Source organism: Streptomyces sp. NPDC014995, from assembly GCF_043080745.1.
Lineage (GTDB): Bacteria > Actinomycetota > Actinomycetes > Streptomycetales > Streptomycetaceae > Streptomyces.
In genome coordinates this window covers 291,721-304,148 of the sequence record NZ_JBIBVX010000009.1, presented here as the reverse complement: position 1 = coordinate 304,148, position 12,428 = coordinate 291,721, and the positions used below count along the sequence as shown (strand labels likewise).

At 73.4% G+C, this 12,428-nt stretch carries 8 protein-coding genes; 5 read left to right on the top strand and 3 right to left on the bottom strand.

Features of this window, described 5'->3' with window-relative positions; all coding sequences use genetic code 11:
- Window positions 1–7: 7 nt before the first annotated feature.
- On the bottom strand, window positions 8–1,387 hold the full coding sequence (locus tag ACF1A1_RS20360; RefSeq protein ID WP_392001542.1) for an ABC transporter substrate-binding protein: 1,380 nt from the start codon (window positions 1,385–1,387) through the stop codon (window positions 8–10).
- Between the two features lie 403 nt (window positions 1,388–1,790).
- On the bottom strand, window positions 1,791–5,270 hold the full coding sequence (locus ACF1A1_RS20355) for an FHA domain-containing protein (RefSeq protein ID WP_392001540.1): 3,480 nt from the start codon (window positions 5,268–5,270) through the stop codon (window positions 1,791–1,793).
- A gap of 381 nt (window positions 5,271–5,651) precedes the next feature.
- On the opposite strand from ACF1A1_RS20355, the gene ACF1A1_RS20350 reads away from it, so the two are divergent.
- The 4 genes from ACF1A1_RS20350 (at window position 5,652) to ACF1A1_RS20335 (ending at window position 11,171) form a co-directional block, all read left to right on the top strand.
- Window positions 5,652–7,367, top strand: coding sequence for a protein kinase (locus ACF1A1_RS20350; protein WP_392001538.1), 1,716 nt, complete (start codon window positions 5,652–5,654; stop codon window positions 7,365–7,367).
- Between the two features lie 127 nt (window positions 7,368–7,494).
- Window positions 7,495–8,739 carry a serine/threonine-protein kinase gene (locus ACF1A1_RS20345; protein ID WP_392001537.1) on the top strand — a complete coding sequence of 415 codons (1,245 nt, stop codon included), beginning with the start codon at window positions 7,495–7,497 and terminating at the stop codon, window positions 8,737–8,739.
- 112 nt (window positions 8,740–8,851) lie between these two features.
- Window positions 8,852–9,958, top strand: a complete 1,107-nt coding sequence (gene prfB / locus ACF1A1_RS20340) for a peptide chain release factor 2 (RefSeq protein WP_392001535.1) — start codon at window positions 8,852–8,854, stop codon at window positions 9,956–9,958.
- Between the two features lie 304 nt (window positions 9,959–10,262).
- The gene (locus tag ACF1A1_RS20335; RefSeq protein ID WP_392001534.1) at window positions 10,263–11,171 is read left to right on the top strand and encodes a hypothetical protein; all 909 of its coding nucleotides are present in this window, start codon (window positions 10,263–10,265) and stop codon (window positions 11,169–11,171) included.
- A 124-nt stretch (window positions 11,172–11,295) separates the two neighbouring features.
- Here the strand turns inward: ACF1A1_RS20335 and ACF1A1_RS20330 are convergent, their stop codons facing one another.
- Window positions 11,296–11,487: a hypothetical protein gene (locus tag ACF1A1_RS20330; RefSeq protein ID WP_392001532.1), complete on the bottom strand. Its 192-nt coding sequence runs from the start codon at window positions 11,485–11,487 to the stop codon at window positions 11,296–11,298.
- Between the two features lie 249 nt (window positions 11,488–11,736).
- Here ACF1A1_RS20330 and ftsE point away from each other — a divergent pair, with 249 nt between their 5' ends.
- A complete protein-coding gene (gene ftsE / locus ACF1A1_RS20325) occupies window positions 11,737–12,426 on the top strand; it encodes a cell division ATP-binding protein FtsE (RefSeq protein WP_067235911.1) in 690 nt (229 codons plus the stop codon).
- The last annotated feature ends 2 nt before the right edge of the window (window positions 12,427–12,428 follow it).

The window sequence follows — 12,428 nt, the reverse complement described above, 5'->3', positions numbered from 1 at the left end:
CCCCGGATCAGTTCCCGTACGCCGTCGCCGCGTCCGACTCCAGCTTCGCCTGGGTGCCGGCCACGTCCGTCGGGTTCTTCAGGAAGTCCTGGAGGTCCTTCCACTCGCCCTTGCCGGGCGTGCCGCCGAAGGCCTGCGGGGCCTGGTCCGACATGTCGAAGCGGAAGTCGTCGCCCGCCTCGATCAGCGCCTCGGCGATCGTCCGCTGCACGTCGTTCGGGTACGCGGCCGGGTCGACGTTCTTGTTGGGCGAGAGGTAGCCGCCCAGCTTGGCCTGGATCTCCGCCGCGTCCGGCGAGGCCAGGAAGGTCGCCAGCGCCTGCGCGCCCTTCGAGTCCTCGAGGATCACCGCCGCGTCACCGCCGGAGACCACGGGCGCGGTGTCGCCGACCGCCGGGAACGGGAACACCTTCGCGTCCGTGCCCACCTTCGCCTCGGTCTGCGCGATGTTCACCTGCACGAAGTCACCCTCGTAGACCATCGCGGCCTTGGGCTGGTCGCCGCCGGTGAAGGTCTGGGTGACGGCGTTGGGGAACTGCGTCTGCAGAGCGCCGTCGGCGCCGCCCGCCACGTAGTCCTTCTTGCCCCAGATCTGGGCGAGCGTGGTCAGGGCCTCCTTCACGGAGGGGTCCGTCCACTTGATCTCGTGCTTGGCCAGCTGGTCGTACTTCTCCGGGCCCGCCTGGGAGAGGTAGACGTTCTCGAACCAGTCGGTCAGCGGCCAGCCGTCCGCGCCCGGGATCGAGAACGGGGTGACGCCGGAGTCGTAGACCGTCTGGGCGGTCGTCAGCAACTCGTCCCACGTCTTGGGCTCACTCGCGCCCGCGTTCTCGAAGACCTTGGCGTTGTACCAGATCAGCGACTTGTTGGCGGCCTTGTAGTAGACGGCGTACTGGGTGCCGTCGACCGTGCCGAGGTCCTGCCAGCCCTGCGAGTAGTTCTTCGCCAGCTCCGCCTTCGCCTCGGCGCCCAGCGGCTTGGCCCACTTCTTGTCCACGGCCTGCTGGATGGCGCCCGGCTGCGGCAGCATCGCCACGTCCGGCGGCTGACCGCCCGCGATCTTCGACCCGAGGAAGTTGATGATCGGGTCCTGCGCGGGCACGAAGGTGACCTTCGCGCCGGTGCGCTTCTCGAACTCCGCCAGGACCTTCTTGAAGTTGGCCTGCTCGGGGCCCGTCCACACGGCGGCCACCTCGAGCGTCGTGCCGTTCAGCTTGGGGAGGGTGAGGGTGCTGCCCGTCTCCTTGCTCGGGCTGCTCTCGCTTCCGCCGCTCTTGTCGTCGTCGCCGCCGCACGCGGTGAGCGAGAGCGCGAGGGCTCCCGCGAGCAGCGTGGCGGCTGTCTTCACGGTCCTGCGTGTCCGGATGGTGTGGCTCCTGCTGCGCATCACTGCCCCGTTCTTCGTTCCTCGTCGAACGTCGAGCGCTGTCCCGTGGCACTGGTCTACGCCGGGTGCTGGGGGTCGGCAAGAGCGCATGGCGTGTCAAGAGGGGGATCGTGACCGCGTCGTGACGGGACGCGGGGCGCTGCGCCGGCGTTGGCGGGAGGCGTGCGGGGAGTTGGTGCGGACCTCGCCGGGGGCTTGCAGCCCGCAGACCCCCGCTTTCGGCCTGAACGGCCTCGTCCTCCATCGCCGGACGGGCTGAGTTGCCGTGACCGGCGCCGCGACTCAGGGCGGGAAGCCCACGGCAACTCAGGGCGGGAAACACCCGAAGGGCACGGCCGCACGGGCCGCGGGAGGCATGCACGGTCTCACGGGGCCGAAAGCACGGGGCCGAAAGGGCGACGGCTTACAGCAGCGACGGCACCTCCACCGCCGACACCTCCCGTGCCGCCCGTTCGAGTGCGCTCGCCAGGAGGGCGAGGTCGGTCGGGCCGTTGCCCAGTTCGCGGACGGGTCTGCGGGTCGGGGGGTCGCCCATGCGCTGCCACTCCAGGGGGACCACCGTGGGGCGCAGGGTCGCCGTGCGGGGGATGCGGCCCGTGACACGGCCGCCCTGGAAGGGGGTGAGACGGCAGTCCGCGCTCTGCAGGCGGCCGCGGCCGGGGGCCGGCTCCTCGGTGCCCGAGCCGGGGGCGTCGAGGGTGATCCGCAGGGTGGCCTGCCGGGCCGGCTCCGACTCGGCCGTACGGCCCCCCGGGCCGGCCGCCGCCACCAGGTGGACGCCGAGCCGCTCTCCGTCGCGGGCCACCGCCTCCAGCGCGCGCATGACGGAACCCGCGGCGGGCCGGCCGGGGGAGCCGAGGGCGGGCGAGACCAGGGCGTCCAGGTCGTCGACGACGACCACCAGGCGGGGCAGCGGCGGTGCCGCCTCCGTCCGCTGCCGGGCCGCCGCCTTGGGGCGCAGGCGCAGGGTCGAGCTGGGCGGGGTGTCGAGGTCGGCGGCGCCGGCTCCCGTGCCGCCCGGCTGCCGCTGCGGGACGATGCGGCCCGAGACCGCGCGGTGCGTGTGCCACTCGGTGAAGTGGGACCGCCCGAGCAGCTCGGCCCGCCGCTTCAGCTCGGCGCTCAGCGACTGCGCGAACTCCCGCATTCGCACCGGGTCGTTGGCGGTGAGATGCGTCGTGACGTGCGGTACGTCCGTACAGACGCGCAGGCCGTCGCCGTGGCCGCCGCCCTTGCCCACGGTGTCCCGGCCGTCGAGCAGGACGATGCCCAGCCGGTCGGGGCGCTCGGCGGCGGCCAGCGAGGCGACGACCGCCCGCAGCAGCTCCGTACGGCCGCTACCGGCCGGGCCCTCGATCAGCAGGTGGGGGCCCTCGGCGGCCAGGTCCACGGTGACCGGGCCGCGCGGTCCGGCGCCGAGCACCGCCCAGGCCCGGCCGCCCAGCGCCTCGGCGTCGTCGGCCGCGTCGGCCCAGCGGGCCATCAGGGAGGCCGGGGTCGCCCTGGCGAGACCCAGTTCGTCGAGGAGCCGCGCCGACTGGGGGAGTGGCGCCGACACCCGCGCGGGGCGCTCGCCGCCGCCCGCGCCGTCCGGGCGCAGGGGGGCCAGTGCCCGGGCGAAACGCTCCGCCCAGGCCGCGGACACCGCGTCCACGGCACCGACCGTGCCGTGGCCCACCGGGCCGGGGCGCTCCCGCTCCGACCCGGCCGGCACCACCCGCAGCAGCCGCAGCGCGGTCGCCACGTCCCCGCTGAGCAGGACGACCGCCCCGCACGCGCGGAACGTGGGCGCCGCCGCACAGGCCGCCTCGTACGTGTCCGTCACCGGCGACGCGGGCGAGGCGGCGGCCGTCTCGGCCAGGCACACCACGTGTATGCCGGCCCGGGGGCCCGCCGTCGCCAGCCGGGCCATCGCCTCGCGCAGGTCGGCGCCGCCGGGGTCGCCGTCCACGACGACGACCGTGTACGGGCCGGGGAAGCCGTCCCCGGCGTCGTCCGCCACCGCCCAGGAGGGGCGGCGGCCGGTGCCTCGGGGCGCGGGAACCGGTGCCGTGGCCCCGGTGTCGGCGAAGTGGTCCTCCAGGCGGCGCAGGAGTTCGTCGGCGCGGGCCGTGGCCTGGTCCCGGTCGTAGGCGAGGAGGAGACGGCAGTCCTGGCCGTGCGCGGGACGCAGATGCGGGAGCCAGCCCAGCCAGGACCACTCGGCGGTGCGCTCCTCCTCGGAACGCGCGCGGTCCGTGCTGATCAGGACGATCTCCAGGAGGTCCGGGGAGTGCAGCGCGGCGAGCTGCGCCAGCACCGCGCGCGCCAGCCCGGCCAGCCGCGGGCGCGGCCCGGCCAGGCCCAGCGCACCGACCTCGCGCAGGCCCGCCGTCACCGGTACGGCGGGCAGCATCCCCGAGCCGTCGGGCGCCGCCCGGTCCGCCGTGCCGAGCCGGACCGCGAGCGCCTCCGGGTGACCCGGCCCGCGCTCCCACAGACGGGGGCCCGGGCCCAGCGCGGCCAGCAGCAGCGTGGCCGGGTCCGGCCAGGTGTCCGGTACGGGGGAGGCGCCGGGTGCGGGTTCCGCCGCCGCGCCGGCCGGTTCCCCGGGGTGGGTGTCCGGCTCGGCCGGCTCCTGGTCGCCGCCGCGTCCGCCGGTCAGGCGCCGGGCCCACGCGGAGAGGCCGCCGCGTTTGCGGAGGCCCTGGGGTATGTCGGTGCCGCGCAGGGGGGTGCCTTTGCGGCCGGTTGCGGCGCCGCCCTCGTCGTCGTGCGGCGGCGGGGTGGTCTCCGCGCGTGGTGCGGGGACGTGCGGTCCGCGGGCCTCGTCCGCCGTCGTGAAGGAGCCGAGGCCCGAGCGGCCGCCGTGGGTGTCCCCGGAGCCGTCGCCCGCGGTCGGGGGCCGCCGCGTGGCGGCGCGGCTCTCGATGTGCGGGGCGCCGCCCTGGCCCGGCACCACGGGCGCGTGCCCCGCGCGGGACGCGCGCTCGCCGCGGGTGGGGGCGGAGCCGCTCCAGTCGACCGAGCCGTAGGCGTGGCCGGTGCGGCCGGCAGGGGCGTCGGCGCCGCCGGTCCCGCGTGGGGGAGGCGTGCTCGCGGTGGTGGTGTCCGTCTCGCGCGGGTGCCCCGCGGCCGGCGGTCCCGCCGTGTCCGCGACGGCACCGCTCGTCCCGCGCGCGGGTGCCGCGCCCGGGGCGGGCGCAGGCGGGTCGTCGGGTGCCGCGCCCCCGCACGGCACGCGGACGTGCCCCTCGCCGTCCGGTGTCGTCGCCACCCGCGCCCCCGCCCCGCCGGGCGGCGCCAGCCGCAGGGCGGACTCACCGACCCTGAGCAGCGCGCCGGGGACGAAGCGGAGGGGGCGGGTCTGGACGCGGGTGCCGTCCAGGGTGGTGCCGTTGGTGGAGCCGAGGTCGGCGACCGTGACCCGGCCGTCGGCCCCGAGGGTCACCGCGCAGTGCAGACGGGAGACGTCCGGGTCGTCGAGCGGGACGTCGGCGTCGGCGGAGCGGCCCACGCGGATCTGACCGCCGTGCAGCAGATGCACCCCGCCCGCGTCCGGGCCGGCCACCACGTCCAGCCGGGCCGGGGCGTCGTCGACCTCCGGATGCGGCTCGGGGTCCGCCGGGGCGCCCAGGGACAGCACGGCGCCGTCGGTCAGCGGCGGCTCGCCGAGCGTGCAGCGCCCGGCGTCGAGCCGCTCCGCGCCCGCGTACAGCACGGGCTGGGCTCCCCCGGACGGAGCAGTGCCACCCTCTCCGCAGACCGCCGCGGCCAGGGCGGACGCCACCGCGGCCAGAGCCGTGCCGGCGGGCGCCGTGACCAGCACGTCGCAGCTCGCGGCACGGTCCCGCGCCCCGGCGGGCGGGCCCTGCGGGTCTACGACGGTCAGCCGGATCTGCATCGCCGTCAGCGGTCCCTTCTGCCCGGGCGCGGACTTCCCCCACCCCGCACGAGCACGTCGGCCAGTACTGCACGCATCCTCGCACCTGTCACTGACAATGCGCCCGCCACCGGGAGACAAGTGATCTTGATTGGTCGGCTCTGCCCGCAAAAGTGCCTGACCGATGACCCGGCGGTGACCGCTTGAGATCGGTCACGTCCGCCTCCGGCAACCAACGGACCGAGGCAAGCGTCTTTCCTTCGAACATGGACGGGAAGGGGCGCGTATCCGTACGCAGGGCCCACAGGAAGACGACAGCCCGGTGTCGGGGACACGGCACTACAGTGGGTCGGAAACAAGTGGGTCGGAATACCGGCAAGCGATCAGCAGGGAGCACGTGACGTGCGGCCAGTCGGCAGCAAGTACCTGCTCGAGGAGCCGCTCGGACGCGGCGCCACGGGCACCGTCTGGCGAGCCCGCCAGCGCGAGACCGCGGGCGCCGAGGCGGCCGTGCCCGGTCAGCCCGGGGAGACCGTCGCCATCAAGGTCCTCAAGGAGGAGCTCGCCAGCGACGCCGATGTCGTGATGCGCTTCCTGCGGGAGCGCTCCGTACTGCTGCGCCTGACGCACCCGAACATCGTCCGGGTCCGCGACCTGGTCGTCGAGGGCGACCTGCTGGCGCTGGTCATGGACCTCGTCGAAGGCCCCGACCTGCACCGCTACCTGCGCGAGAACGGCCCCTTCTCACCGGTCGGCGCCGCGCTGCTGACCGCGCAGATCGCCGACGCGCTCGCCGCCAGCCACGCCGACGGCGTCGTCCACCGCGACCTGAAGCCGGCCAACGTCCTGCTGATGCAGAACGGCGGCGAGATGCACCCGCTGCTCACCGACTTCGGCATCGCCCGCCTGGCCGACTCCCCCGGCCTGACCCGCACCAGCGAGTTCGTCGGCACGCCCGCGTACGTCGCCCCGGAGTCCGCCGAGGGCCGCCCGCAGACCTCCGCCGTCGACATCTACGGCGCCGGCATCCTGCTGTACGAGCTGGTCACCAGCCGTCCGCCGTTCAGCGGCGGCTCCGCCCTGGAAGTCCTCCACCAGCACCTCAGCGCCGAGCCGCGCCGCCCGTCCACGGTCCCCGACCCGCTGTGGACGGTCATCGAGCGCTGCCTGCGCAAGAACCCCGACGAGCGCCCCAGCGCCGAGAACCTCGCTCGCGCGCTGCGCGTCGTCGCCGAGGGCGTCGGGGTGCACGCGAACTCGATGCAGATCGCCGCCGCCGAGGGCGTGGGCCATCTGCTGGCCCCCGACCCGGCGCCCGCGACCGTGCCGGGCGCCCCGGCCGGCGCCTACGACCCGAACGCCGCGACCAGCGTCCTGCCGCACACCTCCGGCCCCGGCACCAACCCGCCCGGCGCCGCCGACCCCACCGCGGTCCTGCCCCACACCGGTGTCCCGGCGGGCGCGGCCGACCCGACGGCCGTCCTGCCGCCGGTGCCGTCGCACCAGCCCGGTCAGCCCGGCCAGCACGGGCAGCAGGACCAGCAGCCGGAGCAGCCGCACCCCTGGCAGACGCAGCTGCGCGCCGCCCGCGACCGCAACGAGCAGACGCAGATCCAGTACCTGGACCCGAACGAGGACCCGCTGCGCCGCCGCCCCCAGCGGCAGGTCGCCCGCCCGCAGCAGCAGCCGGGGCCCCAGCAGCGCCCGCAGCAACGGCCCCAGCCGCAGGGCTACGGCCAGCCGCAGCCGTACGCACCGCCGCAGCAGCCCCAGCAGCAGCCGCAGCGGTACGCGCCGCAGCCCCAGCAGCCGCGGCAGCGGCCCGCGCCGGAACCCCGGCAGCCACGGGAGCCGAGGGAGCCCCGGCAGCCCCGCCAGCGCAGCGCCAACCCGATGAAGATCCCCGGGCTCGGCTGCCTGAAGGGCTGCCTGTTCACGATCGTCATCCTGGTCGTCGCCGGGTGGCTGATCTGGGAACTGAGCCCGCTCCAGGAGTGGATCGGCACCGGCAAGGGCTACTGGCAGCAGCTCGGCGACTGGTTCGAGAAGGCCGCCGGGTGGATCGGGGACCTGGCCGACTCCGTCGGCGGCTCGGGCAGCGGTTCGAGCGGCGCCTGACACCGCCCCGGACGGACCGCGAGTTCGGGGATTTGTCGACAACTGACGGGTGATTTCCGTCTCCGCGGTGAAGGTTGGCTCGTCGGACGCGTACTTTTGTCGGCAACACGCGTCTGTAGGAGCAGTCTTGGCACGGAAGATCGGCAGCCGGTACACCGCCCACCAGATCCTGGGCCGGGGCAGCGCCGGCACGGTGTGGCTGGGCGAGGGGCCCGACGGACCCGTCGCCGTCAAGCTGCTGCGCGAGGACCTCGCGTCCGACGAGGAGCTCGTCGGACGCTTCGTCCAGGAGCGCACCGCCCTGCTCGGCCTGGAGCACCCGAACGTGGTCTCCGTACGCGACCTGGTGGTCGACGGCAACGACCTGGCGCTGGTCATGGACCTCGTCCGCGGTACGGACCTGCGCACCCGCCTGGAGCGCGACCGGCGCCTCGCGCCCGAGGCCGCCGTGGCGATCGTCGCGGACGTCGCCGAGGGACTCGCCGCCGCGCACGCGGCCGGGGTCGTGCACCGCGACGTGAAGCCGGAGAACGTGCTGCTGGACATGCAGGGCCCGCTGGGCCCCGGCGGCTCGCACCGCGCCCTGCTGACCGACTTCGGGATCGCCAAGCTGATCGACACCCCGAAGCGGACCCGCGCCACCAAGATCATCGGTACGCCGGACTACCTCGCCCCCGAGATCGTGGAGGGCCTCCCGCCGCGCGCCTCGGTGGACATCTACGCGCTCGCGACCGTCCTCTACGAGCTGCTGGCGGGCTTCACGCCGTTCGGCGGCGGACACCCGGGCGCGGTACTGCGCCGGCACGTCACGGAGACCGTCGCCCCCCTCCCCGGCATCCCGGACGAGCTGTGGCAGCTGATCGTGCAGTGCCTGGCGAAGGCGCCGGCCTCGCGGCTGCGGGCGTCCGAGCTGGCGGCACGGCTGCGGGAGCAGCTGCCGACGCTTGCGGGAATGCCGCCGCTGGACGTGGACGAGCCGGACACGGAGACGGAGGAGGGCGAGCCGGAGGAGACGGGGTCCTCCGCCGCGTCCCCCGCGCCTGCCGGACGACAGCGGCGGGGCTCGGTCCCGCTGGTGCCCGGCGCGAAACCGGACTCCAACCGGGACACGCACACGTCGATGCGGGTGCCCGCGCCCGACGAGCTGGCGGGCGGGGCGCACGGCACGGCGCGCGTGCCGCGGGCGGCGGGGACGCCCCGGCCCGGCTCCGCCCGCAACCGCGCCGCCACACGCCGCCGCCGGATCACGCTCGGCGTGGCGGCGGCGGTCCTGGTGGCCGCGGTGGGCGCCGGCACCTGGGCTGCGACCTCGGGCGACGACGCGGGGGCGAGGCCCCAGGACACGGAGAGCTCGGCACCGGCAACGCCCTGACCAGGGATGACGCACCTCGCGACCGACCGGGTCCGGTGGTCACCGGCGTCCCCGCCCGGCGGAGCCGCCGTCACCGGCGCTCCCCGCTTGGCGGAGCCGTTACGCTGGGAGCGTGGCAGTCGTCGATGTATCCGAAGAGCTCAAGTCCCTCTCCTCGACCATGGAGTCGATCGAGGCCGTTCTGGACCTCGACAAGCTGAGGGCAGACATCGCCGTGCTCGAGGAGCAGGCGGCCGCGCCGTCCCTGTGGGACAACCCGGACGAGGCGCAGAAGATCACCAGCAAGCTCTCCCACCTCCAGGCCGAGGTCAGGAAGGCCGACGCGCTGCGCGGCCGGATCGACGATCTCGCCGTGCTGTTCGAGATGGCCGAGGAGGAGGACGACCCGGACACCCGCGCCGAGGCCGAGGCCGAGCTTGCCTCCGTGAAGAAGGCGCTGGACGAGATGGAGGTCCGGACGCTGCTCAGCGGTGAGTACGACTCCCGTGAGGCGCTCGTGAACATCCGGGCCGAGGCCGGTGGCGTCGACGCCGCCGACTTCGCCGAGAAGCTCCAGCGCATGTACCTGCGCTGGGCCGAGCAGCGCGGCTTCAAGACCGAGATCTACGAGACGTCGTACGCCGAAGAGGCCGGCATCAAGTCGACCACCTTCGCCGTGCAGGTGCCGTACGCCTACGGCACGCTCTCCGTCGAGCAGGGCACCCACCGGCTGGTCCGCATCTCGCCCTTCGACAACCAGGGGCGTCGGCAGACCTCCTTCGCCGGTGTCGAGGTGCTCCCCGTGGTCGAGCAGACCGACCACATCGAGATCGACGAGTCCGAGCTGCGGGTGGACGTGTACCGGTCCTCCGGTCCCGGCGGCCAGGGCGTGAACACCACCGACTCCGCGGTGCGTCTCACCCACCTCCCCACCGGCATCGTCGTCTCCTGTCAGAACGAGCGGTCGCAGATCCAGAACAAGGCGACGGCCATGAACGTTCTGCAGGCGAAGCTGCTCGAGCGGCGCCGGCAGGAGGAGCAGGCCAAGATGGACGCCCTGAAGGGCGACGGTGGCAACTCCTGGGGCAACCAGATGCGTTCGTACGTCCTGCACCCGTACCAGATGGTCAAGGACCTGCGCACCGAGTTCGAGGTCGGCAACCCCGAGGCCGTGTTCAACGGTGAGATCGACGGGTTCCTGGAGGCCGGGATTCGCTGGCGCAAGCAGCAGGAGAAGTAGGTTTGTCGACAAGGTAACTGCCCTCGAATCGGGGGCAGTTACCTTTTTCCTTTCCCGGCCGTGGTCGGGATGTCTGGGTTTTGCATCACACTCACAGGTTCAACTTCCGGCAAAGCGTCCTGACTTGGACATTGCGTACGCAATGACCTTGACGCTGCTTCAAAAAATAGGAAGGGTGAAGTGTGGCATGCGTATCTCTGGGACGCATGTGAACCGGGGGGCTCGCTAAATCTCAGCTACCTCCGTTGATCACCGTCCCGGGCGCGGCCTCATCGACAATTCGGCTACTGGGGGTAGCAACCATATGACCAAGAAGACGCGGATCCGGGTCGCGCGCATTGCCGCCGGCGCCGTGATCGCCGCGGGCGCCTCGCTGACGGTGGCGGGCGCCGCCAACGCCGTCGACGGTGGTGAGAGCAGCCTGATCGAGACCCTCTCCGGTGAGGAGGACGGCGGCACCTCGGGCGGTAACGACGACTGCTCCATCGTCGTCTGCACCGACGGCGGCACGTCGAGCGAGGGTTCGTCGTCCGAGGGCGGCGCCTCGTCCGAAGGCGGCGCCTCCTCCGAGGGCGGTGCTTCCTCCGAGGGCGGTGCCTCGTCCGAGGGTGGCGCTTCGTCCGAGGGCGGTGCCGCTTCGATCGGCGGCAGCGTGTCCATCGGCGGCGCTGCCTCGATCGGTGGCAGCGCCTCGATCGGTGGTTCGAACAACTCCGGTGGCTCCAGCGACTCGGGCGGTTCCAACAACTCCGGTGGTTCCAGCAACTCCGGTGGTTCCAGCAACTCCGGCGGCTCGAACAACTCCGGTGGTTCCAGCAACTCCGGTGGTTCCAGCAACTCGGGCGGTTCCAGCAACTCGGGCGGTTCGAGCAACTCCGGTGGCTCCAGCAGCACCGGCGGTTCGGACAGCACCGGCGGTTCGGACTCCACCACCGGCGGTTCCGCCTCCACCACGGGCGGCTCCTCCTCCACCGGCGGTTCCGGCACCACCCCCGACGGCACCTCCGCCCAGGAGGCCGGCAGCTCCGCGCTGACCGACACCTCGGACTCCACCTCCGAGGCGGTCGCCCAGGGCGGTGGCGACGAGCTGGCCGAGACCGGTGCCGGCCAGACCGCGTTCCTGCTGATCGGCGCCGCGACGATGATCGCCGGCGGCATCGGCTTCCGTGTGCTGCCGCGCCTGGTCGAGGGCCGCGGCGGAGCGGCTGCCTGAGGGTAGTCGCGCCCGTACGCACCGTACGTGCCCACGCGAAGGGGCCCGGAGCTGTTCGGCTCCGGGCCCCTTCGGCGTGATGATCGGCCGTGGTGGCCGGCCGGGTCCGGTACGACGCGTACGACTACGCGGTCTGGTGGGCCAGGAGCGCCAACGCCGCCACCAGCACCGCCAGCAGCGCGATCAGCGCCATCGGGTTGAGTCCCGCGAAGAAGTTGTCCTGCTGCATCCGCTCGCGGTTCGCACGGCACACGGGGCACCGGCCCTCGCTCACGGGCGCCGCGCAGTTAGCGCACACCAGCCGGTCGTACGTCATGCGCTCGCCCTCCTTGCACCGGTTCCACGTACACAACGCTCGCGGAGGCGCGAACGTTCCCCCACCCACTGTGCCAGGTTCCTCCGGAGGTTGCGCGGGCGCCGAGGGAGCTGCCCCCGCGGCCCCTCAAGAAGTCCCGCCCGGTACAAAAGGGCACAACCCCCGCGCAACCGCAACCGGTGCCTGCGCGCGTGTACCCGGTTCGCGTATGGTCACGCTCATCTACCCCCGGCGACCCGTGGTGCATCCGTGATCCGATTCGACAACGTCTCCAAGGTCTACCCCAAGCAGACCCGCCCCGCACTCAGGGATGTGTCCCTGGAAGTGGAGAAGGGCGAGTTCGTGTTCCTCGTGGGGTCCTCCGGCTCCGGAAAGTCCACCTTCCTGCGGCTGGTCCTCCGCGAGGAGCGGTGCAGTCACGGTCAGGTGCACGTCCTGGGCAAGGACCTCGCTCGGCTGTCCAACTGGAAGGTGCCGCAGATGCGCCGCCAGTTGGGGACCGTCTTCCAGGACTTCCGGCTCCTGCCGAACAAGACGGTGGCGGAGAACGTCGCCTTCGCGCAGGAGGTCATCGGCAAGTCGCGCGGCGAGATCCGCAAGTCCGTGCCGCAGGTGCTCGACCTCGTCGGGCTCGGCGGCAAGGAGGACCGGATGCCCGGTGAGCTCTCCGGTGGTGAGCAGCAGCGCGTGGCCATCGCGCGGGCCTTCGTGAACCGGCCCAAACTGCTGATCGCCGACGAGCCCACCGGCAACCTCGACCCGCAGACCTCCGTCGGCATCATGAAGCTGCTCGACCGGATCAACCGGACCGGTACGACCGTGGTGATGGCGACGCACGACCAGAACATCGTGGACCAGATGCGCAAGCGCGTCATCGAGCTGGAGAAGGGCCGCCTCGTCCGCGACCAGGCACGCGGCGTCTACGGCTACCAGCACTGACC